The sequence below is a fragment of the Labrenzia sp. ATLA3 genome, from assembly GCF_057180185.1.
In genome coordinates this window covers 221,185-245,783 of record NZ_JBXUKV010000003.1, presented here as the reverse complement: position 1 = coordinate 245,783, position 24,599 = coordinate 221,185, and the positions used below count along the sequence as shown (strand labels likewise).

21 protein-coding genes are annotated in these 24,599 nt (G+C 61.3%); 5 read left to right on the top strand and 16 right to left on the bottom strand.

All coding sequences use genetic code 11. The features are described 5' to 3' along the window. Nucleotides 1-43: 43 nt before the first annotated feature. The 9 genes from AC2A6O_RS09050 to acnA form a co-directional block, all read right to left on the bottom strand. Complete coding sequence (locus tag AC2A6O_RS09050; protein WP_148583679.1) at nucleotides 44-826, bottom strand: hypothetical protein; 783 nt, start codon at nucleotides 824-826, stop codon at nucleotides 44-46. 259 nt (nucleotides 827-1,085) lie between these two features. Beyond that, on the bottom strand, nucleotides 1,086-2,021 hold the full coding sequence (locus AC2A6O_RS09045) for a hypothetical protein (RefSeq protein WP_498926529.1): 936 nt from the start codon (nucleotides 2,019-2,021) through the stop codon (nucleotides 1,086-1,088). 45 nt (nucleotides 2,022-2,066) lie between these two features. After that, on the bottom strand, nucleotides 2,067-2,990 hold the full coding sequence (locus tag AC2A6O_RS09040) for an RDD family protein (protein ID WP_498926528.1): 924 nt from the start codon (nucleotides 2,988-2,990) through the stop codon (nucleotides 2,067-2,069). Further along, nucleotides 2,987-3,982 carry a stage II sporulation protein M gene (locus AC2A6O_RS09035; protein ID WP_498926527.1) on the bottom strand — a complete coding sequence of 332 codons (996 nt, stop codon included), beginning with the start codon at nucleotides 3,980-3,982 and terminating at the stop codon, nucleotides 2,987-2,989. The genes AC2A6O_RS09040 and AC2A6O_RS09035 overlap by 4 nt, the downstream gene beginning before the upstream one ends. Next, complete coding sequence (locus AC2A6O_RS09030) at nucleotides 3,982-5,223, bottom strand: DUF58 domain-containing protein (protein ID WP_498926526.1); 1,242 nt, start codon at nucleotides 5,221-5,223, stop codon at nucleotides 3,982-3,984. The genes AC2A6O_RS09035 and AC2A6O_RS09030 overlap by 1 nt, the downstream gene beginning before the upstream one ends. Before the next feature lie 53 nt (nucleotides 5,224-5,276). Beyond that, complete coding sequence (locus AC2A6O_RS09025; RefSeq protein WP_148583675.1) at nucleotides 5,277-6,233, bottom strand: AAA family ATPase; 957 nt, start codon at nucleotides 6,231-6,233, stop codon at nucleotides 5,277-5,279. Continuing rightward, entirely contained in the window at nucleotides 6,223-7,551 is a 1,329-nt protein-coding gene (locus AC2A6O_RS09020) for a hypothetical protein (protein ID WP_498926525.1), read from the bottom strand. The genes AC2A6O_RS09025 and AC2A6O_RS09020 overlap by 11 nt, the downstream gene beginning before the upstream one ends. Continuing rightward, entirely contained in the window at nucleotides 7,548-8,168 is a 621-nt protein-coding gene (locus tag AC2A6O_RS09015; protein WP_498926524.1) for a DUF4129 domain-containing protein, read from the bottom strand. The genes AC2A6O_RS09020 and AC2A6O_RS09015 overlap by 4 nt, the downstream gene beginning before the upstream one ends. Nucleotides 8,169-8,455: 287 nt before the next feature. Further along, nucleotides 8,456-11,131, bottom strand: coding sequence for an aconitate hydratase AcnA (gene acnA, locus AC2A6O_RS09010; protein WP_498926523.1), 2,676 nt, complete (start codon nucleotides 11,129-11,131; stop codon nucleotides 8,456-8,458). A 488-nt stretch (nucleotides 11,132-11,619) separates the two neighbouring features. Here acnA and AC2A6O_RS09005 point away from each other — a divergent pair, with 488 nt between their 5' ends. From AC2A6O_RS09005 to AC2A6O_RS08995, 3 genes are all read left to right on the top strand, one after another. Then, nucleotides 11,620-14,412, top strand: coding sequence for a bifunctional aconitate hydratase 2/2-methylisocitrate dehydratase (locus tag AC2A6O_RS09005; RefSeq protein WP_498926522.1), 2,793 nt, complete (start codon nucleotides 11,620-11,622; stop codon nucleotides 14,410-14,412). Between the two features lie 196 nt (nucleotides 14,413-14,608). Further along, nucleotides 14,609-15,208 (top strand): hypothetical protein, encoded by a 600-nt coding sequence (locus tag AC2A6O_RS09000; protein WP_498926521.1) that lies wholly within the window; start codon nucleotides 14,609-14,611, stop codon nucleotides 15,206-15,208. A 469-nt stretch (nucleotides 15,209-15,677) separates the two neighbouring features. Next, nucleotides 15,678-16,298 (top strand): hypothetical protein, encoded by a 621-nt coding sequence (locus AC2A6O_RS08995; RefSeq protein ID WP_498926520.1) that lies wholly within the window; start codon nucleotides 15,678-15,680, stop codon nucleotides 16,296-16,298. A gap of 192 nt (nucleotides 16,299-16,490) precedes the next feature. Here AC2A6O_RS08995 and queF read toward each other — a convergent pair whose 3' ends face one another. The 4 genes from queF to queC all read right to left on the bottom strand — a co-directional run bounded on the left by queF (nucleotide 16,491) and on the right by queC (nucleotide 19,184). Further along, nucleotides 16,491-16,958 carry a preQ(1) synthase gene (gene queF / locus AC2A6O_RS08990; protein WP_148583668.1) on the bottom strand — a complete coding sequence of 156 codons (468 nt, stop codon included), beginning with the start codon at nucleotides 16,956-16,958 and terminating at the stop codon, nucleotides 16,491-16,493. Nucleotides 16,959-17,393: 435 nt separating this feature from the next. After that, a complete protein-coding gene (gene queE, locus AC2A6O_RS08985) occupies nucleotides 17,394-18,122 on the bottom strand; it encodes a 7-carboxy-7-deazaguanine synthase QueE (RefSeq protein WP_498926519.1) in 729 nt (242 codons plus the stop codon). Between the two features lie 5 nt (nucleotides 18,123-18,127). Further along, nucleotides 18,128-18,502, bottom strand: coding sequence for a 6-carboxytetrahydropterin synthase QueD (gene queD / locus AC2A6O_RS08980; RefSeq protein WP_498926518.1), 375 nt, complete (start codon nucleotides 18,500-18,502; stop codon nucleotides 18,128-18,130). Beyond that, entirely contained in the window at nucleotides 18,495-19,184 is a 690-nt protein-coding gene (gene queC, locus AC2A6O_RS08975) for a 7-cyano-7-deazaguanine synthase QueC (RefSeq protein WP_498926517.1), read from the bottom strand. The genes queD and queC overlap by 8 nt, the downstream gene beginning before the upstream one ends. A gap of 326 nt (nucleotides 19,185-19,510) precedes the next feature. Between queC and AC2A6O_RS08970 the strand changes: the two genes are divergently transcribed. Continuing rightward, complete coding sequence (locus tag AC2A6O_RS08970) at nucleotides 19,511-20,575, top strand: DNA topoisomerase IB (RefSeq protein ID WP_498926516.1); 1,065 nt, start codon at nucleotides 19,511-19,513, stop codon at nucleotides 20,573-20,575. 92 nt (nucleotides 20,576-20,667) lie between these two features. Here the strand turns inward: AC2A6O_RS08970 and AC2A6O_RS08965 are convergent, their stop codons facing one another. Genes AC2A6O_RS08965 through ispG form a run of 3 tightly spaced genes read right to left on the bottom strand, consistent with a single transcriptional unit; the run spans nucleotide 20,668 to nucleotide 23,575 of the window. Then, nucleotides 20,668-21,405 (bottom strand): DUF429 domain-containing protein, encoded by a 738-nt coding sequence (locus AC2A6O_RS08965; protein WP_498926515.1) that lies wholly within the window; start codon nucleotides 21,403-21,405, stop codon nucleotides 20,668-20,670. Further along, entirely contained in the window at nucleotides 21,398-22,294 is an 897-nt protein-coding gene (gene pdxY, locus AC2A6O_RS08960; RefSeq protein WP_498926514.1) for a pyridoxal kinase, read from the bottom strand. Before pdxY ends, AC2A6O_RS08965 begins: the two co-directional genes overlap by 8 nt. 21 nt (nucleotides 22,295-22,315) lie before the next feature. Then, nucleotides 22,316-23,575 carry a flavodoxin-dependent (E)-4-hydroxy-3-methylbut-2-enyl-diphosphate synthase gene (gene ispG / locus AC2A6O_RS08955; protein WP_498926513.1) on the bottom strand — a complete coding sequence of 420 codons (1,260 nt, stop codon included), beginning with the start codon at nucleotides 23,573-23,575 and terminating at the stop codon, nucleotides 22,316-22,318. Between the two features lie 221 nt (nucleotides 23,576-23,796). Here ispG and AC2A6O_RS08950 point away from each other — a divergent pair, with 221 nt between their 5' ends. Beyond that, nucleotides 23,797-24,582 (top strand): hypothetical protein, encoded by a 786-nt coding sequence (locus AC2A6O_RS08950; RefSeq protein ID WP_498926512.1) that lies wholly within the window; start codon nucleotides 23,797-23,799, stop codon nucleotides 24,580-24,582. Nucleotides 24,583-24,599: the final 17 nt, after the last annotated feature.

Here is a 24,599-nt window from a genome sequence, read left to right as displayed (position 1 = left end):
CAAACTTGGAGACGCAAGGCTGATAGCCAGCGTTCCTGAGCGATCAGTCGAAGACGGCCGCGATCTGGTCGACGCTGACGCCTTCCTTGATTTCCCGCAGGCGCGCATAGATCAGTGCGACAAGGATACTCAGGAAGCCTGCGCCGACAGTGGAGATGGCGGCAAACAGGACGACGCCGATGACCATGCCGATGGAGCCGGCCGCGGCGATGAGGCCGACGACGAACAGCGCGACGAGGTTGAGGATGCTGGCGCAGATGATGGCCAGCACCAGCGCGCCTGCGATCGGCCAGCGGTATTCCTTGGTGAGATACTTGCTGCGGCTGAGGCCGCCGAAACCTGCGCGTTCGATCACGACAGCCGGTGCCATGACGGCGAACACTGCATAGACCCAAAGACCCGGAATGACCAGGAAGGCCATGCCGATACCGACCAGGATCGTGACAACGATCGTGAGGATGGCCAGCGGCACAACTGTGCTCAGCGCCGGGCCGAAATAGCGGCCGAGACGCACCGGGCGCGAAAGCTTGGCGTCATAGGCAAGCTGGACCAGAAGGGCGGTGGTGATGGAATAGACCACCATGCTGACCAGGACCGAAAGAACGTTGGCAACAATGCTGCCGCCGCCGGAGAAATCCTGCTGCCGTATGCCAAGCGCTTCACCGAAGCCGACCAGAAGGCCGGAAATCAGAAAGCCGAAAAGGCTCGGTACGAAACCGACGATGACAACCTGGATGAAATGCTTGAAGAGGATAGAAAAAGTTTCGCCGACCAGGGTGCCTACACCGAGGGAAGCTTTGGGTTGACCTAGAGTTGTGTCGCTCATTCAATTGCTCCGTAATCTTTCAATCGTTTTTCAAAAAGCGGTTATCCAAATTCAGCTCATATGCCAACAGGAAATGCACGCCAAGCGGGACGAATACTATCCGCCAGAGGCCATGGACCGTCCGAAAACCGTGAAACTCTGATTGTGCGAACATCTTGTCAGCCATCCGACAAGGGCACACCAAATTGCGGTTATCCACGATAAATTCTTCTGCAACAGCCCTCAAACGGGTCTGGAGGGCAAAAAAGGCTCCTGGCACTCAGTCGAAAACGTCGGCAACCTGGTCGACACTGGTGCCTTCCTTGATTTCGCGCAGCCGTACGTAGACCAGTGAGGCCAGAATTGCGAGTGGCCCGTTTGCCAGCGCGTTGGTTGCTGCATAGACGGGCAGGGCCCAGGCGAAACGTCCTTGTCCGGCGAAAAGCCCCGCCTGCGGGGCAAAGGCGTAACGTCCTTCCCTGGCGAGAAGCTCCACCGGCAGGGCGCCGGCAAGCGCAACCACGACCGAGTACAGCCAAACCGCCAGCAGGGCCCCGGCAATTTGCCAGCGGTAGGTCTTCGTCAGCGACCAGCTGCGCCGCAGTCCGCCGAACCCGGCGCGCTCAATGACGACTGCGGGCACCAGAACCAGAAAGACCGAGCATCCCCAAAGGGCAAGAAAGGGTAGAGCCACAAGCGGCACGAGGGAGATGAGTGTCGAATCAAAACTGAAGGTAACGATGACGGGTGGCAGGGCTATCAAAAATATGAAGATGAGAAGCAGGCTGTTTTGCAGACAGATCGCCGGGCTTGCCCTGAGCGCCGGCAGCAGATAGCGGGTAATCGATATGGGTCGGTTCAGCTTCGCATCATAGGTCAGCTGCGCCAGACAGGCCGCCATGACAGAAAATACGAGAACATCGATAAAGGCCGTGACAAGATCTCCGTACCCGCCCAGATCGCTGGTGCCGTCCCCTTCCAGACCGAGAGCCGCGTTGATGTCAACCACTGCGATCGTCAGAAATGCTCCGAGCAGACTAATCACGAAGCCGATCAGGAGCACGGGCGTGCGGTGCCGGAATGTGATGGAAAAACTGCCGCCTATCAGCGCGCCAACCCCGAGTGGCTGACGGGTAAAGCCTTCGCGCGCGTCCTCGTTCTGGTTAACCTGGTCGAGGAAATAGGTCCTCAGGGAGTGATTGTCTTGTTTCTGCAAACTGGTTGGTCCACTGGGTAACTGTAAGTGCATGAGGGGGCGTGGCTAACGTTCTTCGCCGGACTGGGCGTAGTGTTTGTTTTCCCGTTTGTCACCGAAGAGCTGGCGTTGCTCGAGATGTTCCCGCTGCGCGTTGTAGAACGCCTGAAGGAACGGCAGCCGGTCCACCGGAGGAACCGGTGCGGCATAGCCGATCTTCTTGCGGATCTTCTCCACGATAGCTTCCAGGGTGGCGTTGCGCTGGCGGGCTGCATCGGCTCCGGACGGTGCGTTCTGGGCGCGCAGCAGGCTTTCCAGTGTTTGAAGTTCGAAGGCGCCATAGTGGTCGAGCTGGTGCGACAGGAAGACGAATTTCTTGCGGTCTGTTCCGGCTGCAACCGTTTCGCTGGCCAGATCTTTCAAGAGCACCGGCACGGGCAGGTGGATCACGTGGGTGCCCGCCATCATGTCCCCCAGCCTGCGCCGGTAGCGGTTGAACAGCGGTATCATCAACGCCATGGTGACCCAGGAAAAGGCCGCGAGCGAGGCGAACGGCGTGGCCGAATCCAGCGTCAGGAGCAGTGTTCCGGGAAGAAAGACCTCCGCCTCCTTCATCATGTTGCGCAGGACAAGCGCACGGGCGGTCAGCGGTCCGCCGTCATGGGAGACCACCTTGATCTTCATCAGGCGCTTGCCGATGGTCTGGCCGTTCCAGGCCAGCTCGGACATTACGTAGTAGGGAACGCGGATCAGGAAGAACAGCAGGGCAGCGAGGGCCATCAGCGTCTGTGGTGACGTGAGGTCCATGATGCCAAGCAGAATCACCAGGCAGACCGCGGCTATCACGGTCAGGACGATATCAGTGAGCTGGGACGCAAAGCGCACGCCAATGCCTGCAATGGGCAGTGTCAGCGGCACGCCTTCCGGCGGGACCAGCGTTGAAGGGGAAGGCTTGTCGGTTTTGGCCCTTTTCCAGAAGCGCACTCTCATCGCCGGCTCCGCCCACCCAGGAGGAACCAGGATAGCCAGAGCGCGCCGATGCCCCAGCCGATGAACAGCCGGGCCTCACGGTCCTGGACCAGTTGCCGGGCGAAGCCTTCCAGAAGCGCGGCCCCCACCAGCATGATGGCCGCGACAATCGCCAGTTTTACAGCATCGTGACCGGCTTCGCGGAGGGCGACGCTGCGGGATCTGTTGCCGGGAAACAGCACCGCGGTTCCAAGTTGCAAGCCGCCGCCGCAGGCGATGCAGATGGCTGAGATTTCCGTCACGCCATGGATCGACAGCCAGCCGACAAGGTCGAGGCCGAGCCCCCGGTCGTAGTGAAGGGCAAGGAAGGCGCCAAGAGACAGGCCGTTGTAGAACGTCAGCAAAATGGCGGGCGCGCAGGCAAAGACGCCAAGCCCGAAAACGAAGATTGCGATCCTTGTGTTGTGGGAGAACAGATAGGTCGCAAACGCACCGAGCCCGCTCGCCTGATCGGTGTCATAGAGAATCGAACGCAGGGAAGTCGTGGTCGCGTCCGGGCCTCTGCCGCCGGCAAGTTCGGACGGCATCATCACGTAGAACCAGTCGTTGTTCTCGAAATAGAGCAGGTAGCCCGTCAGGGCGCCGAGCCCCATGCACAGAAACCCGAGCAGGATATAGAACCAGGACCGGCGCATGGCCCTTGGTGCGCCTTCCCTCAAAAAGCGGCCCAGCAATCCGCCGAGCCGTTCCTGCGGGGCGTAAACACACAGGTACGCGCGCGCCGTGAGCGCTTCCAGATAGCCGAGCAGAGCCTTGTCGAGCGAGATTTCGCGCGCAATCGCCAGTGAGGTCGTTGCCTGCCGGTACAGCGAGGCGAGATCCCGGGTCTCTGCGAATTCCATGTGCTGAAGGCCTCTGCCTTCCGCTTTGCGGACCAGGGTTTCCAGCTTCTGCCAGTCGGCTTCCCGTTCCTTGCGGAACCGGGCGGAGCGTATCAGATCCTGTGTGTCCATCAGATCAGCTCCCGGGCCTTGATTTCGAGATAGGCGGAAATCAGCCGCGCGGTCACGGCATTCGGTTTGGCGTCAACGATGGTGACCCCCATGCGGGACAGTTTTTCAAACACCAGCCGACGTTCGTTGAGCGCCTGGTTGGCCGCCACAAGCGTCGCTGCGCCATCGAGATCGCCCGGCGCCGTTTCCACCAGCTGTTCCAGGTCCGGATCGCGGATGGCAACGAAAATCAGCAGGTGCCGCTTGGCCAGAATGCCAATGTTTTCCACCAGAAGTTCGGCCGAAGTCGTGTCCACGAAATCGGTGAAGATGATCAGAAGGCTGCGCTTGGGCGTGCGGGCGTTCAGTTCGGTCAGGGCCAGGGTGTGGTTGGTTTCGCGGTTGACATAGGAAAGCTCCGCCGTCCAGCTGCGCAGCCGCGCAAATGCCGCGCGGCCCGCGGTGGGAGCCGAGAAGGTGCGCGGTTTGACGTCGTAGGAATAATAGCCGACCAGATCGCCGCCGATGGCTGCCGCCCAGGCGGTTGCAAGCGCGGCGGTGACGGCGTGATCGATCTTCGGCAGGCCGCCGATCTCCTCGCGCATCAGATAGCCATTGTCGAGCGCGACGATGACATGGTGGTTCCGCTCGGCGCGCAACTCCTTGGCAACAAGAGAGCGGCGCCGCGCGGAGCGTTTCCAGTCGATGGTCTTGATGTCCATGCCCTGAACGAAATCGCGAAGCTGCTGGAACTCCGATCCCTCGCCGACGGCACGGTTTTCCTTCACGCCGTAAAGCGTCGACAGCACCGTGGTGGTGATCTGCCCGGATTGCACCATCCGGATGTTCGGGACAACGCGGATTTTTGCCCCGACGGCCAATTTCGGCACGAATTCCAGCAGTTTGAGCCGGGAGCGCCAGATCAGCCAGAGATGATCGACATTCCAGACGCCGCGCCGGATCGCCCGGCAGGCAACTTCCACCCGGGCAGAGCCGGCCGCTGCCGGGGCAAAGTCGAATTCCGTGACGCCGCCAAGGCCCTCTGGCCAGTCGATTGTGCCTTTCAGACCCTGTGGGGCCCGATCAAGATCCAGTTCCAGCTTTGCGGTCTCGCCGACGAAGACCTCTGCCGGGGCGTTGAAGGTCAGGTTCTTCGGCCGCCGAAGCGACATCACCAGATCAACGACGACCAGGAGCACGAGCACGACCCAGGGCACCGCGCTGATTTCACGCGCAGCGCCCCCGGTGACAACCGTGATCACCGAGATGGCCAGAGCCACCGCGCCAAAGGCGAGCAGTCGTTTGGACGGCCGGATCAGCGGGGGGCCTCGATCTGGTTGAGAATGTTTTCCAGGACCTGCGCCGTGCTGCGGCCTTCGATCTCCGCCGCCGGGCCAAGGACGATCCTGTGGCGAAGCGCCGGAACGAACAGGCGTTTGACGTCGTCGGGAATGGCAAAGTCGCGACCGTTGAGCGCCGCCGTTGCCCGCGCCGCACTTGCCAGCGCATCGGCCGCGCGCGTCGAGGCACCGAAGGCAATCTCGGAGCTTTCGCGGGTCGCGCGGATCAGGCGCAGGATATAGGCCAGGATATCGTCTTTCAGGATGATGCTGTCGACCAGCGCTCTTGTTTCCTCAAGAGTGGAGGAATCGAGCACCTTGGTCAGCGATGCGGTTTCCATGCCGGCTTCCAGCGGCTTGTCCGCATGCTGGCGCAGGATTGCCATTTCGATGTCTTCCGGCGGAAAGTCGATCACCAGCTTGAACAGGAACCGGTCAAGTTGCGCTTCCGGCAGGGGATAGGTGCCCTGCTGCTCGATCGGGTTCTGCGTCGCCACGACGATGAATTCCCGTCCAAGGGAATGATCGGTGCCGTCGATGCTGACCATGCGTTCGCTCATGGCCTGCAAAAGGGCGGCCTGGGTCTTGGGCGGAGCGCGGTTGATTTCGTCGGCCAGCAGGACCTGCGAGAACACCGGCCCCTTGGTCAGCACGAAGGTGTTGGTGCTGAAATCGAAGATCGAGGTGCCGAGCACGTCGCCGGGCATCAGGTCCGGCGTAAACTGGATACGGCCGAAATCGAGTGCGAGCGCCGCCGAGAAGCTGCGGGCAAGCAACGTCTTGGCTGTGCCGGGAGGGCCTTCCAGCAGCACGTGGCCGCGGGCAAACAAGGCGATCAGCAACAGGTCGATGATATCATCCTGGCCGAGAACGGTTCGGCCGATCTCGGTCCGCAAGGCATCGGTCCGTTCGCGCAGCGCTTCAAGCGTCATGAGTTATTTGCTCCAATACCTGTTCCAATTGGTCGATATGCTGGATGGCTTCCGTGGCTGGAAGCCGGGCAGGCAGTTTTCGAATGTCGGCGAGGATCGCGCGCAGACGCGGCGCGAGGGCCGGGTGCCGGCGTTCGGTAAAGGTCAGAAAGGCGTCTTCACCGGCGTAGTGACGGGCATGGGCCGGGCCGAAAAGAGCCGACGCGGTTGCCGAAATGCGGGCGGTCGCATATTCGCGGACGAGGGCGCCATCCTGCCCGGAAAGCCGCATCAGGCGTGCGCGTGCCAGAACCGCCAGATCCTTGCCATTGCCGGGGCCGGCCTCTTCGTCGCGTATGGGGCCGTAGCGGATGAAACCACGCCACAACGCCAACCCCAGCAACAGCGCAGCGCCAAGCCAGAGGGCCCGGAAGGGTGAGCCGAAGAAACGCAGCAGGTCGTCCCAGGTGCGTTCGCGCCTGGGTTCGCTTACGGGGTCGCGCAGCCAGGAGTACCGGCTGTAATCGATGACGATGTTCCGGGTGCCGGCCTTTTCGGTCAGCACATCAAGCGCAATTCCGGCATTCTCGCCCAGCCGCAGGCCGTGGTTGTTGATCAGGTCCGGATCGGACAGCACCAGGATGCGCTCTTGTTCGGCAGTATCGTCTTCAGGGGGCGCGAGCGGGCAATCGGCCAGCAGCATGGCGTCGGTGTCGCCGACGATCGGGCGGCAGCTTTCGTTTGCGAAGGTCTGGGCGGCATAAATCTCTGCCCTCAGGGTTTCGCCTGTTTGTGACCGGTACCGGAAATCGGTGAAGGGACGGTCCGACGCGCCAATCTTTGTGCCGCGCGTGCCGGTGATCTTGTCGACGATGGTCTGCAGGCGATTCGCCTCAACCTTCAGTGCGGGGTGGGCAAGACCCGTCAGGCGCATGCCGCTGCGCCATTTCGGCAGCACGAGCAAAGTCGGCACACGCTCGGCCTTTGCGGCAATGGCGGCGGTTTCCAGATCGTATTCGTCCTGCTGTTGCAGCAGTTCTTCCTTGGTGCCCGGGGTGCTGCGGTCGGTTTCCGGCAGCGTATCGTAAAGCGGCACCACCAGCAGACCGACCGACGTCTGGTCCATCAGCCAGCCACCGGCAAAATTCTGGGCGCTGGCGCCGTTTTTCACCAGCCATACCTGAAGCCCGTCCAGCCCGGCGGGCGATCGGCGCAAACCCTGCTGGCGCTGGGACAGGATGTACCAACCGGCCAGCAGAACCGCGACGCAGATCACCGCGATGACCGCAGCTTCAAGGCTGGGGCCTTTTGCTTTCGTGTTTGCCGTGCTCTCGCTCATGACGCCTCCGGTCCGAGCAGGTAACGGCAGTTCGCGACATGATCCTTGAACTCGTCCTCACTCACGTCCCTGCCGCCAAACTGCACCCGTTCGGCCATCGTCACGAGTTTGCGCAGAAGCTCCCTGCCCTGGCTTTCAGGCAACTGGCGCAACGCGTCGCGCGCCGTCCAGCTGCGCTGCATCAATATGCCGTTGGCCGCAATGGCGGTGGCCAGCACCTTCTGTGTCAGCAGCACCAGCGCCCTGCGCCGGTCCTGCATGCGCAGGATCTCATCGAGCGGAGCCAGCTTTTCCGCCCAGACGGGGGCCTGCCCGCGTATCTTGGGGCGGGTGCTGTCCGGATTGCCGGCCTCACGGCCGAGCGAAACCGTCAGCCGCCCGCCGAGGCGCAGGAAGAGATAGGCAACGGCCAGAAGGATGGCGCCAACGATCAGGCCAGGGATCACGCGATTGTTGCTGCTATCCGGTTGCGGTTTGTCCTCCGCCGGTTTCGGCGGTTCCTGCTCCGTGTTCAGTTTGGGGGGCGGCGCGGAGGGATCGAAATAGGTCACGTCCGTATCGATCCCGCGCAGGCGGATCGCACGCAGGTATTCCTCGCCCGAGTCGCCGATTTCCATCGGTTCCTGAACGGCTTCCTGTGCATAGGAGGGAAGCGAAGTCCCTGAAAGGATCAATAAAAAACAGACGAGCGAAAATCGGCGCATGCCGGATCTATTAGCCGCTCGACCTGACCTGCGCAACCGACAGCTTTCGCCAAAGTGACGTTAGGACCACTCTCGCTAATTTCGGCGCACGCCTTGCCGGGGCGGGATGACCGCAGGACGGCAGGCTTTTGCAGTGCACACCAATCAAAACGGGCCCCGTAGGGCCCGCTGAATTCTTGTGTGATTAACGGTTGTCGGCGTCAGCTCGTGACGAGGTTCCGCAGCACGTAGTGCAGGATGCCGCCGGCCTTGATGTATTCCAGCTCGTCCAGCGTATCGATGCGGCACAGGCACTCGATGGTCTTGGTGGTGCCGTCCTCATAGGTGACTTCCACGTCCATCATCTGGCGCGGCTTGATGTCGGCGATGCCCTTGATGGTCACGCGTTCCTTGCCGGTGATGTTGTGCGACTGCCAGCTCTCGCCTTCCTTGAAGGTGAGCGGGACAACGCCCATGCCAACCAGGTTGGAACGGTGGATACGCTCGAAGGACTGGGCGATGACCGCCCGCACGCCAAGGAGATTGGTGCCTTTTGCGGCCCAGTCACGGGATGAGCCCGTGCCGTATTCCTTGCCGGCGAAGATGACCAGCGGAACACCTGCTTCCTTGTATTCCATGCAGGCGTCGTAGATCCATTCCTTCTTGCCATCCTTCATGGTGACGCCGCCTTCGACACCCGGAACCATCTGGTTCTTGATGCGGATGTTGGCGAAGGTGCCGCGCATCATGACTTCGTGGTTGCCGCGGCGCGAGCCGTAGGAGTTGAAGTCCTTCTGGGCGACCTGGTGCTCGGACAGGTAGGTGCCTGCCGGGCTGTCCACCTTGATCGAGCCGGCCGGAGAAATGTGGTCGGTGGTGATCGAATCCAGGAACAGGCCCATGACCGCCGCGTTGTCGATGTCCTGAAGCGGCTTCGGCTCCATGGTCATGCCTTCGAAGTAGGGCGGGTTCTGGACGTAGGTCGAGGATACCGGCCATGTGTAGGTCAGACCGCCTTCCACCTTGATGCCCTGCCAATGTTCGTCGCCCTTGAAGACGTCGGAATAGCGGGTGCGGAACATTTCCTCGTTGATCGACGCGCGGATCAGGTCGGTGATCTCTTCCGTGGTCGGCCAGATGTCCTTCAGGTAGACCGGGTTGCCGTCCTGATCGTCGCCGAGGGGATCCTCGGTGATGTTGATGTTCAGGTTGCCGGCGAGGGCATAGGCGACCACCAGCGGGGGCGAGGCCAGATAGTTGGCGCGCACATCCGGGTTGACGCGGCCTTCGAAGTTACGGTTGCCGGACAGCACCGAGCAGGCAATCAGGTCGTTGTCGTTGATCGCCTTGGAGATCGACGGATCCAGCGGGCCGGAGTTGCCGATACAGGTGGTGCAGCCGTAACCGGCCAGCGTGAAGCCGAGTGCGTCGAGGTCGTCCTGTACGCCTGCTTTTTCCAGATAGTCCGTCACCACCTGAGAACCGGGGGCGAGCGATGTCTTTACCCATGGCTTCACCTTCAGGCCCTTCTTCAGCGCGTTGCGGGCCACAAGGCCGGCACCGATCAGAACGGACGGGTTGGAGGTGTTGGTGCAGGAGGTGATGGCGGCGATCACGACGTCGCCGTTGCCGATGTCGTAGTCCTTGCCTTCAACGGCAACGCGCTTGGACTGTTCGTCCGCCTTCTTGAACTCTTCGGTCATTGTCTTGGCGAAACCGGCTGCGGCGTCGGCAAGGTTGATGCGGTCCTGCGGACGTTTCGGGCCGGAGATCGCCGGAACAACGGTCGAGATGTCCAGTTCCAGCGTGTCGGTGAAGACCGGCTCCTCGGCGCCCGAACGGTACATGCCCTGTGCCTTGGCGTATTCTTCAACCAGGGCAACACGGTCCTTGTCGCGGCCGGTGGCTTCCAGATACTTCAGGGTTTCCTTGTCGACCGGGAAGAAGCCGCATGTCGCGCCGTATTCCGGCGCCATGTTGGCGATGGTAGCCGAGTCTTCCAGAGACAGGTTGTCGAGGCCGGGGCCATAGAATTCGACGAACTTACCGACAACGCCCTTCTGGCGCAGCATTTCCACAACGCGCAGCACAAGGTCCGTCGCGGTGATGCCCTCGTTCAGCTTGCCGGTCAGCTTGAAGCCGATGACTTCCGGGATCAGCATGGAGATCGGCTGGCCGAGCATGGCGGCTTCCGCTTCGATCCCGCCCACGCCCCAGCCCAGAACGGCAAGGCCGTTGACCATGGTGGTGTGGCTGTCCGTGCCCACCAGCGTATCCGGATAGGCGATGGTTTCGCCGTCCTCGTCCTTGGTCCAGACGGTCTGGGCCAGGTATTCCAGGTTCACCTGGTGGCAGATGCCGGTTCCCGGGGGAACGGCACGGAAGTTGTTGAAGGCGGACTGGCCCCAGCGCAGGAACTCATAGCGCTCGCGGTTGCGCTCATATTCCAGCTCGACGTTCTGCCGGAAGGCGTCCTTGGTGCCGAAGTAATCGATCATCACCGAGTGGTCGATGACGAGGTCGACGGGAACCAGCGGGTTGATCTTTTCCGGATCGCCGCCAAGCTTCACGGCAGCGTCGCGCATGGCGGCCAGGTCGACCACGGCCGGAACGCCGGTGAAATCCTGCATCAGCACGCGGGCCGGGCGGTAGGAGATCTCGTGATCGGACTTGCGGGTCTTCAGCCATTCGGCACAGGCCAGAATGTCTGCCTTGGTCACCGTGCGGCCGTCTTCGAAGCGCAGCAGGTTTTCAAGAACCACCTTCAGCGAAGACGGCAGTTTGGAAACGCCTTCAAGGCCGTTCTTTTCCGCTTCGGGAATGGAAAAATAGGTGTAGGTCTTGCCGCCGGCGGTCAGTGTTTTCTTACACTTGAAGCTGTCGAGGGACTGGGTCACGACTTGCGATCTCCTTCATTGTCCAAAAGGCCCGGGCCGTGTGTGTATCAGTGCCCGGCATACTCTCTCTCAAGGCTGCGGACACGAAGCGCAGCGCTGCGTGATCCGTCATCCTTCCGCGCGGGTACGATGAGAGCCTCTCCCTCAGTCGACGCCGCAAATTGATGCGCCGCACCTATAGCAACCTTTGGCACCAATCGCCAGTCATGTCGCCGAAGCCGCTGTCGATACTTCGGGTGAAGTTTCAGCGTCTTGAACGGCGTCTTCCGGAGATCGGAGCCGGGAAACACCTTCGAAAAACCAAAGGTGCGGCCCGGGGTGCGGGCAGATGCGTCATTCGGTATATAGGCATCATTTATTGGATGGGAAGATATTGCATACCATTGTATACTGAATTAAAACGCCGCTCAGCCAGCTTGTTCCGGAGCGTCAGTTCGACTGCGAACCGGAGTTCAAGCCTGATCCAAACCGAGGACGCCGGGACCACCATGAGCTTGTATGAAGACTACCTGAAAGAGATCGAGACCCGTAAAGGCCAGGGCCTGCATCCCAAGCCTATCGAAGACGGGGCTCTTGTCGAAGAGATCGTCGCCCAGATCAAGGATACCGGGCACAAGCACCGGCAAGAGTCACTCAAGTTTTTCATCTACAACACGCTGCCGGGTACCACGAGCGCGGCCGGCGTGAAAGCGCAGTTCCTGAAAGAGATCATTCTCGGCACCTCTGTCGTTGACGAGATCAGTCCGGCCTTTGCGCTTGAACTTCTGTCCCACATGAAGGGCGGTCCGTCTGTCGAGGTTCTTCTGGATCTGGCGCTTGGCGACGATCCGCAGATCGCGATGAACGCGGCCGAAGTGCTGAAGACGCAGGTCTTCCTTTATGATGCCGATACGGATCGTCTGAAGGCCGCCTATGAGGCCGGCAACGAAATCGCCAGCGATATTCTGGACAGCTACGCCAAGGCCGAATTCTTCACCAAGCTTCCGGATGTGGACGAGGAAATCAAGGTCGTCACTTATGTTGCCGCCGAAGGCGATATTTCCACCGACCTGCTGTCTCCCGGCAACCAGGCGCATTCGCGTTCCGACCGCGAGCTGCACGGCAAGTGCATGATCTCCGAAGCCGCGCAGAAGGAAATCGAGGCGCTGAAGCTGCAGCACCCGGACAAGCGCGTGATGCTGATCGCCGAAAAGGGCACCATGGGTGTGGGCTCCTCGCGCATGTCCGGTGTCAACAACGTGGCGCTGTGGACCGGCAAGCAGGCAAGCCCCTATGTGCCGTTCGTGAACATTGCCCCGGTCGTTGCCGGAACCAACGGCATTTCGCCGATCTTCCTGACCACTGTCGGCGTGACCGGCGGCATCGGCATTGACCTGAAGAACTGGGTCAAGAAGCTGGACGAAAACGGCAAGCCGATCCTGAACAATGACGACAGTCCGGTTCTGGAGCAGAAATATTCCGTCGAAACCGGCACGGTGCTGACCATCAACACCAAGAGCAAGAAACTCTATAACGACGCCGGCGACGAAGAGCTGGCTGATGTGTCTTCCGCGCTGACCCCGCAGAAGGTCGAGTTCATGAAAGCCGGTGGTTCCTACGCCATCGTCTTCGGCAAGAAACTGCAGAGCTTTGCCGCAGAAACCCTCGGCATCGAGACACCGCCGGTGTTCGCACCCAACAAGGAAGTGTCGCACGAAGGCCAGGGCCTGACGGCGGTTGAAAAGATCTTCAACCGCAACGCTGTCGGTGTTGCGGAAGGCAAGGTGCTGCATGCGGGTTCCGATGTTCGTGTGAAGGTCAACATCGTCGGTTCCCAGGACACCACCGGCCTGATGACTGCCCAGGAACTGGAAGCCATGGCGGCCACGGTGATTTCACCGACCGTCGACGGCGCCTACCAGTCCGGTTGTCACACGGCGTCGGTCTGGGACCTGAAGGCACAGGCCAACACTCCGAAGCTGATGAGCTTCATGCACCGGTTCGGCGTGATCACCGGGCGCGACCCGAAGGGTGTCTATCATCCGATGACGGACGTGATCCACAAGGTGCTGAACGACATCACCGTGGACGACTGGGCCATCATCATCGGCGGCGACAGCCACACCCGCATGTCCAAGGGCGTTGCCTTCGGCGCGGATTCGGGCACGGTCGCGCTGGCACTGGCCACCGGTGAGGCAACCATGCCGATCCCTGAATCCGTGAAGGTCACCTTCAAGGGCGCCATGAAGGATTACATGGACTTCCGCGATGTCGTCCATGCCACCCAAGCCCAGATGCTGAAGCAGTTCGGTGACAACGTCTTCCAGGGCCGCATCATCGAAGTTCACATCGGCACGCTGCTCGCCGACCAGGCGTTCACCTTCACCGACTGGACCGCGGAAATGAAGGCCAAGGCCTCCATCTGCATTTCCAACGACGAGACGCTAATCGAATCCCTGGAAATCGCCAAGAGCCGTATCCAGATCATGATCGACAAGGGCATGGACAATGCCAACAAGGTTCTGCAGGGGCTGATCGACAAGGCCGACAAGCGCATTGCCGAAATCCGCTCCGGCGAGAAGCCGGCCCTGACGCCAGACGACAACGCGAAATATTTCGCGGAAGTCGTTGTGGATCTGGACCTGATCGACGAACCGATGATCGCCGACCCGGACGTGAACAACGAGGATGTTTCCAAGCGCTACACCCACGACACGATCCGCCCGGTTTCCCATTATCGTGGCGAGAAGAAAGTGGATCTCGGCTTCGTCGGCTCGTGCATGGTTCACAAGGGCGACATGAAGATCGTCGCGCAGATGCTGAAGAACCTCGAGAAGGCTGGTGAGAAGATCGAGTTCAAGGCACCGCTCGTGGTGGCCGCGCCGACCTACAACATCATCGATGAGCTGAAGGAAGAAGGCGACTGGAGCATTCTGCAGAAATACTCCGGCTTCGAATTCGACGACAGTGCGCCGAAGAATACCGCCCGGACCGAATATGAGAACATTCTCTATCTGGAACGCCCGGGCTGTAACCTTTGCATGGGCAACCAGGAAAAGGCCGCCAAGGGTGACACGGTGATGGCAACCTCCACGCGTCTCTTCAAGGGCCGCGTCGTGGAAGACTCCTCCGAGAAGAAGGGCGAATCCCTGCTGGCCTCGACGCCGGTTGTGGTTCTTTCGGCCATCCTTGGCCGGACGCCGAGCCTCGACGAGTACAAGACTGCCGTTGAAGGGATCGATCTGACCAAGTTCGCACCGCCGAACCAGAAGCCGCTCGACGCACGTTCGGTTCACTTCTAAGAGCAAGCTGAGTTTACTCAGAACGCAGACGCAGTCAGGGCCGCCCGATCAATGCCGATCGGGCGGCCCTGTCGTATTCGTCGGCCGGGTTGTGGCATTGAAAGCGCGGGGCATTGTCCGGCGACGGGAAAACGTGTTCCATGGAGACGGCCGGGAGTTGCGGCCGATTTCTCGAAGTGATTTCACGGGGGCTTTCATGACGTGCCGCTTGCTCGCAGTTGTTTTTCTTCTCGCCGGATCGATCCAGGGGGCTTTGGCAGATCCGTGTCAGGATCGTTTCAGGGAGCTTTATCTGCAGCTCGACCAGACGACGCCAACCAAGACCCAGGTGACCACCGCCTTCAAGGGCGCACCACCGACCACCAATGACTTTTTCTATCTGTCGCAGGATCATTACCTGACGGTGCCGACTTCGCCGGAAGGCCCGTGGGTGTTGGGGTACGGCAACGTGCTCTATCAATCCGCCGACCAGGGGTCGACCTGGGAAAAGATCCGCGAGATGGATACGAGCCAGAACGCGGACCAGGCGCGCGCCGACAAGGAGACAAATGCCGCCACCATCCGCAACGCCGCCTGCGGCGAGGAAGAACTGGACGGTGAAGCCGTGGAGGTGGTCGCAGCGGATATCACCGTCAGCCAGGGCATGGTCACGGAAAACCGCTATACCTACTTTGTCCGCCGGAGCGACGATTTCATCGTCAAGGCGATCTACGACACCAAGGCGCCGTCGTTCGAGATGGTGACCACCCAGGAGATCGAAAAAGCGACGGGGTTAAACCTGCCGGTGCCGGAGTAAGGCAGCCAGGCGGATGGATCGTGCCGCGGACGGCGGTGTACCCGTCGCGCGGTCACTCGTTCGGTACAACAGGTGTTTCTGGTAAGCGAGGCTCTCCCTACCCAAAGCTGTCATTCCGGGCTTGACCCAGGATCCAATCCCCATCGCGGCGCGTTCGGAAACCTCTATTGTGTTCCCGCAGCCGCTTTGAGCCTTGGACAAGTCTCGAGGCTCTGGAAATGAGCAGGCCCTGAGATCTCGCGATGCTCGCCCGAGGGAGCACTTCTGGGTGGGGCGACGCCCTGCTCGGGGATCTAGACGCTGTCAGGGCCGTCCGGTCGATGCCGATCGGGCGGCCCTGTCGTATTTGTGGGCCGGGTTGCGGCATTGAACGCACCGGGGTGATTGTCTGGCGGCGGAAAAAATGTTCCATGGGGAGCATTGGTAATTTCGACAGAGGTCTTCAGTGCATTTTCACAGGGAAGCTTTCATGACATACTGCGTGCCCGCAGTTCTTTTTCTTTTTCTCGCCGGATCGATCCAGAGTGCCCTGGCAGATCCATGCCAGGATCGCTTCACGGCGCTATATCTGCAGCTCAATCAGGCAACACCGACCAAGACCCAGGTGACCACCGCCTTCAAGGGTGAGCCGCCGACCACCGATGAGTTTTTCCATGCGCCGCAGGATCACTATATGATCGTGCCGAGCGCGCCGGAACGCCCGTGGGTGCTTGGCTACGACAACGCGGTCTATCAATCCGCCGACCAGGGAGCGACCTGGGAGAAGATCAGCGAGGTGGACCCCCGCCAGAACGCGGACAAGGCGCGGGCCGACAAGGAGGCCAACGCGGCGACGATCCGCAATGCGACTTGCAGCGAGGAAGAGCTGGACGGCGAGGCTGTGGAAGTGGTGGCAGCAGATATCACCTTAAGCCAGGGCATGGTCACGGAGAACCGCTTCACCTACTTTATCCGCCGCAGCGACGATTTCATCGTCAAGGCCATCTACGACACCAGGACACCGTCGTCAGAAAAGACACCGTCGTTAGAGTTGGTGACCACCCACGTCATCGAAAAAGCCCCCGGCCTGAGCCTGCCAGTGCCGGAGTGACAAGGGGCTGCGCGGCGACCAGCCTGTGCATGTGCAAAACCCTGAAACTCCGGAAATGTGCGGGTCCTGGGATCTCGCGGTGCTCGTCCGGGGTGACGCTTCTGGGAGGGGCGGCGCCTGGCGTTGATCGACGGTGCCGAACTTCTCCACGGAAATCGGGATCGTCACATTCGCAGAGGCAGCCGTGCCGCTTTAGCCGCGTCCACGATAGGGGGCGACGCCCTGCTCGGGGATCCAGACACCTTCCGGCGCCGGGCCGGTCTGATAGAAGACATCGATGGGGATGCCGCCGCGCGGATACCAGTAGCCACCGATGCGGAGCCATTGGGGATCGAGCAGGTCGACAAGGCGTTTGCCGATGGAGACCGTGCAATCTTCATGGAAGGCGCCGTGGTTGCGGAAGGAGCCGAGGAACAGCTTCAGCGACTTGCTCTCCACCAGAAAATCGCGCGGGACGTAGTCGATCACAAGATGGGCGAAATCCGGTGCGCCGGTGATCGGGCACAGCGAGGTGAATTCCGGTGCGACGAACCGAACCATATAGCCGGTGCCTGCCTGCGGGTTCGGCACCTTTTCCAGAACCGCCTTGTCCGGATCATCCGGCAGTTCGGTGGAAGACCCGAGCTGGGTCAGGTTTTCATAGATGCTCTTGTCGGACATGACTGTCTCCTGAATTTGAGCCTGTTCCGGGGAGGCGCTTTTGCGCTGTCGGCGGATGGGCTCCGTGTTCCTGAATAAGCTCGCAAAGACCCACCTTCGGGCTTTCGCTTCCCTGCGCCCTTATCCTGAGGAGGACCTTCAGGTCCGTCTCGAAGGATGGGTCGCTTGTTCTGCGCGTGCCGCCCATCCTTCGGGACGCCGCTGCCGCGGCTCCTCAGGATGAGGGAGTGAATTTCGAAAGACCGTTCTCTCCGTCGTCATCCCGGTTGGAGATCCGGGATCGGGAGGCAACGGCCTTTCGGTTCTGCTGCGAAGCGATCGATGTGCCGGTGACGCCCCGGTTTCGGCATCGGCCGCTTGTTCGGAGTTTGCCACCCCTCCCTCGAAACAGGCCTCGGCCTTCCTCAGGATCAGGGTGGCCAACAGAAGAGCTTGCTAAACCCCCCGCAAATTACCCCAGATCATCGTGTGAAGCTGGGGCAGGACCGTCGCTGTGTACCATCTGTCGGAGCTAACTCTGTCCACCAGCCAGCGCATGCGCTCCATGATGCCGGACATGTCTATGGTGGCATCGGTTTCCGTAGCTTCCGGCGGGGTGTGATTGCCCGGTTGCAGGAAGCAGCTCAGATGCGGGTAGCGGTCGGAAACGTCCCGCGCAAAGGCATAGTCCGTTTCATCGAAGACGACGACCTTCAGCACGGTCTGGGTTTCAGGGCCTGCTGCCTCGACGCATTCGGCCAAGCGCTGCCAGTCGATTTTCATGCCTGAAGAAGGCGGTTTGGGGCTCAGCGTCAGGACGTCGAGATCGGCAAACCAGTCCTTTGCCAGGCTGCCCTGCGTTTCCAGCGCGAACCGGTAGCCTTCCTTCCGGCCGAGCGTGATCAGGCCGCCGAGCGGCTGGATCGCCGGGTTGCCACCGGAAAGCGATACGGTCAGCGGAGTGCCGCCGGACAGGATCTCCACCTGCATCAGTATGGCTTGCGGCGTCATCGGGCACCAATCGCCCCGGTGCGCGCTGTCGACTGCGTGCAGCGTGTCGCACCACGAGCAGCGGTAATCGCAGCCGCCGGTGCGCACGAACACGGTCGGTTGGCCGATCAGGGCGCCTTCGCCCTGAATGGTGGGGCCGAATATCTCGCTGACCCGGATCTGTTCGATGCTCATGCCGCTCATGCCCCCGGATAAACGAGAGGACGGAATTCGGCGCAAGTCTTCGGTGTTTCCTTGACGCGCACCGCCGAGGTTTCCGGCCAGCGCTGGCGGCACCAGTTGTAGAAATAGCGCGCCATGGTTTCGGCGGTCACGCAATCGTCGCCAAGCACATCGTTCAGGTGCCGGTGGTCGAGCGTGTCGTCGATGAAGCGCTTGAACTCGGACAGTTCACGGTAATCGCGCACGAAGCCGGTGTCGTTCAGCTCTTCCGACATCAGCTCCACCTCGACCACGTAATTGTGGCCGTGCAGACGGGCGCAGGGGTGGTCTTCGCCAAGGCCCAGAATCTGGTGGCTGGCGGAGAAATGGAATTCCTTGGTGATCCTAAACATTGCACGCCTCCTTCCAGAACGCTTCATCGGCGTAAACCGTCGGATCGATGCCGCCGGCCAGGTGAAAGGCTTCGCGCCGTTCCACGCAGGTGCCGCAGCGCCCGCAGTGAACCTCGCCGCCCTTGTAGCAGGACCAGGTCTTGCGGTAATCGACGCCGAGCTTCAGTCCCTCGGTAGCGATGTCCGCCTTGGAGGTGTGGACGTAAGGCGTATAGAGGCTGATCTCGCCCATGCCTTCCAGCGCATGGCGCTGCATGGTCTCGAAGCTTTCGGTGAAGGCCGGACGGCAGTCCGGATAAATGAAGTGGTCGCCGCCGTGAACGGCGGTTGCGACCGCCTCGGCACCGCGCGCGCTGGCAATGCCGAAGGCAATGGAAAGCATGATCGCGTTGCGGTTCGGCACAACGGTGATCTTCATGGTTTCCTCGGCATAATGCCCGTCCGGCACGTCCAGATCGTCGGTCAGCGCCGAGCCTGTGAGCTGGCGACCGATATTGGAAATGTCGATCAGGATATGCTCGGTTTTCAACTCATCGGCACAGGCCTTCGCATAGTCCAGCTCCTTCTTGTGGCGCTGGCCATAGTCGAAAGAAACGAGGCCGATCAGCTCATGTTCTCGCGCAACCTTGTGCGCAAGGGTGACGGAATCCATTCCGCCGGAACAGATGACAAGTGTTTTCAACGATGTGGTCCCTTGTTTTCGCTGTTGAACGCCCGTTGAGACGCTCGTCACCGGGTAGGCTGCGACCGGTGGTTCCCTTGTGGGGAACGGCGCGCGTTTTAGCAGGTTTTTGCGAAAAGGGAAGGGTTGAGGCTCCTGGAAATCTCCTCTCTTTGCGCAGGTGCGCCCGTTCGCGCGGCGTTCCGACCTTCGGAACCTTCCTTTCGCGAACGGGTTACCTTGAAGATGGAGTTGCCACTACCACCCGGACGGACGGCCAGTGGCGTTTGCGGTTTCCTGTGCGTGAGACGGGAACGCAGTCGGCGCACCAAGGGGAGGAAACTGCCATGAACGCGCATTTCAATCCCTGTGATCCCGCGGCGCAGGTCGGCGCCATAGGGCTGGTCTATGTCAGCGACAGCGAGCCGGGGATCCGGCGTATTCGCCGGGGCCGGGGATTTTCCTATCACCTGCCGGACGGCGGTCTTTTGCGGGAAGGGGCGGAGCTCCAGCGTGTCAAGAGCTTGGGATTGCCACCCGCCTATGAAAGCGTCTGGATCTGCACGCGGGCAAACGGACACCTTCAAGCAACGGGCCTTGATGCCCGCGGACGCAAGCAGTACCGCTATCACTCAGACTGGCAGACGTTTCGCACCCACAACAAGTTTGAGCAGCTGGCCGCCTTCGGCAACGCCCTGCCGCGTCTTCGGCGACGGGTGCTCAGGGACCTTGAAGGCGATGCCACGGAGGAGCGAACCGTGCTGGCCGCGCTGTGCATGCTTCTCGACCGCGCACATCTTCGTGTCGGCAACCGGGCCTATGCGGAGGAAAACGGCAGCTATGGTGCAACGACGCTTCTGAAACGGCATTTAAGATTGAAAGGTGATCGGCTAGAGCTTGATTTTACCGGCAAGGGCGGCAAACGGGTGCGGCGTCGCTTGCGTCACCCACGTCTCAGCCGTGTCCTTGAGCAAATTTCCGATTTGCCGGGCCGCCAGCTTTTTGCGTGGCGGGACGGGGACGACCAGCTTCGACCCGTGGATTCCGGCCGGCTGAATGCGTATCTGTCGGAAGTGACGGAACTCGACGTCACGGCGAAGACGTTCCGGACTTGGGCGGGCAGCGTGGCGGCTTACGATGTGGCCCACGAGGCGATTTGCGAAGGCGGCCGCCCCACCATCCGGGCCATGGCAGAAGCATCTGCGGAGGTTCTTTCCAACACTCCGGCGATCAGCCGGTCGAGTTACATTCATCCCGCCGTTATCGAGCTTTCAAAGGACGCATTGCCGGCGAGCGCAAAATGGTTTGCGCGTCAGGATCAGACCAGAGCGGGCCTGAGGGCTGCCGAGGGGCGGGCGCTCAGGTTTCTGGAGCGGTTCAGCGGGGAACCCTGGACCTCTTCAGGCATCTGAAAGTTCCAGGTATTGCGGTTTTGCGAGAAGGCTTTCCGGAAAGCTGATCACACGGAGAACGCCCTTCCCGCGTTGGCGTCAGACCCCTCACGTCACGCCCAGATCGCCATCCTCAGGCCGCACTCATCCCGGCGAAAGTCCTTGGGGAACGGCTCAGCCTCTCCAAGCAAGATCCGCTCGGCAATCAGGCTGTTGGCGGCGGCATCCAGAAGGTCGTCGCGCCCGCAACCGCGTGGCGGGGCTTGATCAAGGAAGTCCTTCGGCAACCCTTTTGACACCAGCAAGTCACGGCGTTGGTCGAGGCCAGCCGGGTTGGCGCGGCTCTTGACCTTTTTGGGCAGGCTCATTTCCGCTTCGCCGTTGAGGCGCCAGAAGGCAAGTTCCGGGTGAACCTCATGGACACGCGCTTCCAGCTCCGGTGTCATCAGTGTGTCGATTTCCCGTATCTTCGGGAACAGAAAGAAACACTGTTTGGAGACTTTCTTTGGCGGGTCGGAGGTCGCAAGGGCCGTGTCGCAGGCCGTTACGTAGTCGTCCTCATAAACGGCGGCCCGGGACGGCACCGTGAAGACAGAGGACTGGCGCATGCCCAGATGTTTGCGGGCGGCCTTTTCCGGGCCGCGGCCGCCAGGGCCCATGCGGTCCGGCAGGCCAATGGGCATGTCGACGGCTATGGTGGAAAGCTGCGGGGTGTAGCCGACGATATCCTCGAAAGTCGGGACGACAATCAGTTTCAGATCGGTAGGAGCATCAAGATTGCGGATGACCGCCACCCAGCCGGCCTTGCAGCCGTCGACACCGGCAACCCATGTGCCTGCACCGTCAGGCACGGGCCTTTGCTTCCAGAACCCGGCGCGAGGTGACGAGGGCCATTGCCTTCACCACGGAGTTCTGTTCCTCGGCAAACAGAAGTTCGTCCGCCCCCTTGCGTACACTGCGGGCAACCAGTTCGAAAACGGAGGCTGAGGCGCGTTTCAGGGCTTCCTCGTCGTTTTGACCGGCGAGCAGGTTGGACAGGAACAGGCCTGCGATCAGGTCTCCTGTGCCGTGCGGCGGATTGGCGATGGCGGCATGTTCGGCAGCAACGGCACCGCGCGGGCCTGCCAGAAGATTGGCGATGGCATTGCGGCGCAGGGCCGGGGACGAGGTCACCATCACGCGCTCGTTGCCGAGGCTGCGGGCCGCTTCGAGCGCCTGCGTTTCGCTGTCGATCTCGCGGCCTGTCAGCCAGCCGAGTTCAAAGGCATTGGGTGTGACCACATCGGCCAGCGGCACAAGCTGGTCGCGGATTGCTTCGGCCGTTGCCGTGGGCACATAGAGGTTGCCGCTGCCGTCATGTTCGTCGCCCATCACCGGATCGCACACGTAAAATGCTTCCGGATTGTGTGCCTTCACTGCCTTGATGAGCGCGGAGATGGGGCCTGCCTGGTCCGGATCGCCGAGATAGCCGGAAATGATCGCCCCTATTTCCGCCAGTTTCGGCGAAGCCGCAAGATCTTCCACAATCGCTGCGAAGTCGGCCACAGGGGCGACGATGCGTTTGCCCTTGCCTTGTCCGGGATGCCAAGGCAGCAGGATGGTCGGCAGAAACCAGACATCATGGCCGATCCGCTCCAGCGCGAAGGTCAGTCCGCGGCCGCTGATGCCACCGCGTACCACCTGTGACGTGATCACCAGAACCGGCTTTCTCTGTGGCTCGGGAGCGCCCGGCTGCATCATGGGGTCGTGTTCCTTCTGGGGTCAGGCAGCGTCGGAGGACGACTTGCTGCCGGTGCCGTAGCGCTTTTCGATATAGTCCAGAACCATCTGCTTGAACTCGTCGGCAATGCCGGGGCCGCGCAGGGTCATGACCTTCTCGCCGTCGATGAAAACGGGGGCGGAGGGGGTCTCTCCGGTGCCGGGAAGGGAAATGCCGATATCGGCATGTTTGGATTCGCCCGGGCCATTGACGATGCAGCCCATCACGGCGACGTTGAGGCTTTCAACGCCCGGATACTGCTCGCGCCACTTGGGCATGGAATCGCGGATATGGCCCTGGATGTCCTGGGCCAGTTCCTGGAAGACCGTGGACGTGGTGCGGCCACAGCCGGGGCAGGCGGCCACCACCGGCACGAAGGCACGGAAGCCCATCACCTGCAACAGCTCCTGTGCCACCTGCACCTCGCGGGTGCGGTCGCCGCCCGGTTCCGGCGTCAGCGACACGCGGATGGTGTCGCCGATGCCCTGCTGCAAAAGGATACCCATGGAAGCGGCGGAGGAAACGATACCCTTGGTGCCCATGCCGGCCTCGGTCAGCCCCAAATGCAGGGCGTAGTCGCAACGGCGGGCGAGATCGGCATAAACGGCGATCAGGTCCTGTACCTGGCTGACCTTGGCCGAGAGGATGATCTTGTCGCGGCCCATGCCAAGGCCCTCGGCGCGCTCGGCCGACAGGAGCCCGGACTGGATGATCGCTTCGCGCATGACGGCCGCTGCCGACACCGGATTTGCACTTTCGGCATTCTCGTCCATCAGTTTCGTCAGGAGTTCCTGGTCGAGGGAACCCCAGTTGACGCCGATCCGGACGGCCTTGTCGTATTTCTGCGCGATGTCGATGATCTGCGAGAATTGCGTGTCGCGCTTGGCCTTGAAGCCGACGTTGCCCGGGTTGATGCGGTACTTGTCGAGGGCTGCGGCGCAATCGGGATAGTCGGTCAGCAGCTTGTGGCCGATGTAGTGGAAGTCTCCGACCAGCGGCACCGTGATGCCGATCCGCTCCAGCCGTTCCTTGATCCGCGGCACCTGGGCGGCGGCTTCCGCGCGGTCCACGGTGATGCGGACGATTTCAGATCCGGCGCGGGCAAGGGCCGCCACCTGTGCAACGGTGGCATCGGCATCCGCCGTGTCGGTATTGGTCATGGATTGCACCACGATGGGCGCATCGCCGCCAACCATCACATCGCCGACCTTCACACCGACGGAGGAGCGGCGGGGCAGGGCTTTCGCGAAATCATCGATCATCACAGGAACCAACAGGTTTTGAGCGTTTGCCCCTCATATGAGGGAACTGGGGCCGACTTTCCAGCGCATGATTAGGGTGTGCGGCAAAAAAGGGCAATGGTAGTGCGAAGCGAAGACAGGTCGATCCTTCGTCATGCGGACATTGCCACATGGATTTCAGCCCGCTATGAGCTTCACAGCGGCGGTCCACTTCGCCGACCGGCTTTTTCGGAGGGTACTGCATGTTGAAACGGTTGCTGTCGGACTCGGTTTCCATTGTGTTTGGTAATCTGGAAACCGTGTTCAAGGTGTGTGGCGGCTGGTTTCTTCTGCAATTCGTGCTCTCTCTTCTCATTCTGGCGAATGGCGCGAACATCGACGCGGCGACTGCGCCGGAAGATATTTCCGGAACGACGGTCCTGCTGCTTCTGACCTCCATGCTGATTGCGCTGCTGTCGTCCGCTTCCATTTCGGTCGCCTGGCACCGGTTCGGTCTGTTGAACGAGCGCCCCGGGGCACTGCACTTTCGCGTCGGAGCGGTCGAGTTCCGCTTCATCGGGCAAATGCTTCTGCTCTCGCTTGCCGCCGTCGTTGTCGTGCTGCCTGCCGCACTGGTGATCGGCGTGCTGTCGAGCCTGTTCAAAAGCAACGTCCTGACTGTGATGCTGTGGATCGTCGCGATTTTCATTCTCGCCCCGTTCCTGTTCCGGCTGAACCTCAGCCTGCCGGCCGTTGCCGTTGAGCGACCGCTCGGCTTCAGTCAGATGCTTCAGTTCGGAAAAGGCCTCGGCATGCCGATGTTCCTGGCTGCGCTCATCCTGATCCTGCCTTTTGTCGCCGTTGGCGAGGGGCTGCAGTATCTTCTTGGTCTTCTGTCCGGCGGCCTGCCGGCGGCCCTCATCCAGATGAAGATCCTCGTGCTCAACGTGCTGGTGCAGATCATCGTTACCGTGCTGGGAATCTCGATCCTGACGGCAGGGTACCGGATCGCGATGGAGCGGCCTGAAGGGGCTGGTGCGCCGGCCTGAATCGCGTATCCTGCGGC

What these genes read in the sequence shown, in the direction of transcription:
- AC2A6O_RS09050 (WP_148583679.1), bottom strand. Translation starts at nt 826, where the DNA reads ATGAGCGACACAACTCTAGGTCAACCCAAAGCTTCCCTCGGTGTAGGC.
- AC2A6O_RS09040 (WP_498926528.1), bottom strand. Translation starts at nt 2,990, where the DNA reads ATGAGAGTGCGCTTCTGGAAAAGGGCCAAAACCGACAAGCCTTCCCCT.
- AC2A6O_RS09035 (WP_498926527.1), bottom strand. Translation starts at nt 3,982, where the DNA reads ATGGACACACAGGATCTGATACGCTCCGCCCGGTTCCGCAAGGAACGG.
- AC2A6O_RS09025 (WP_148583675.1), bottom strand. Translation starts at nt 6,233, where the DNA reads ATGACGCTTGAAGCGCTGCGCGAACGGACCGATGCCTTGCGGACCGAG.
- AC2A6O_RS09020 (WP_498926525.1), bottom strand. Translation starts at nt 7,551, where the DNA reads ATGAGCGAGAGCACGGCAAACACGAAAGCAAAAGGCCCCAGCCTTGAA.
- AC2A6O_RS09015 (WP_498926524.1), bottom strand. Translation starts at nt 8,168, where the DNA reads ATGGAAATCGGCGACTCGGGCGAGGAATACCTGCGTGCGATCCGCCTG.
- AC2A6O_RS09005 (WP_498926522.1), top strand. Translation starts at nt 11,620, where the DNA reads ATGAGCTTGTATGAAGACTACCTGAAAGAGATCGAGACCCGTAAAGGC.
- AC2A6O_RS09000 (WP_498926521.1), top strand. Translation starts at nt 14,609, where the DNA reads ATGACGTGCCGCTTGCTCGCAGTTGTTTTTCTTCTCGCCGGATCGATC.
- AC2A6O_RS08995 (WP_498926520.1), top strand. Translation starts at nt 15,678, where the DNA reads ATGACATACTGCGTGCCCGCAGTTCTTTTTCTTTTTCTCGCCGGATCG.
- queF (WP_148583668.1), bottom strand. Translation starts at nt 16,958, where the DNA reads ATGTCCGACAAGAGCATCTATGAAAACCTGACCCAGCTCGGGTCTTCC.
- queE (WP_498926519.1), bottom strand. Translation starts at nt 18,122, where the DNA reads ATGAGCATCGAACAGATCCGGGTCAGCGAGATATTCGGCCCCACCATT.
- queD (WP_498926518.1), bottom strand. Translation starts at nt 18,502, where the DNA reads ATGTTTAGGATCACCAAGGAATTCCATTTCTCCGCCAGCCACCAGATT.
- AC2A6O_RS08970 (WP_498926516.1), top strand. Translation starts at nt 19,511, where the DNA reads ATGAACGCGCATTTCAATCCCTGTGATCCCGCGGCGCAGGTCGGCGCC.
- pdxY (WP_498926514.1), bottom strand. Translation starts at nt 22,294, where the DNA reads ATGATGCAGCCGGGCGCTCCCGAGCCACAGAGAAAGCCGGTTCTGGTG.
- ispG (WP_498926513.1), bottom strand. Translation starts at nt 23,575, where the DNA reads ATGATCGATGATTTCGCGAAAGCCCTGCCCCGCCGCTCCTCCGTCGGT.
- AC2A6O_RS08950 (WP_498926512.1), top strand. Translation starts at nt 23,797, where the DNA reads ATGTTGAAACGGTTGCTGTCGGACTCGGTTTCCATTGTGTTTGGTAAT.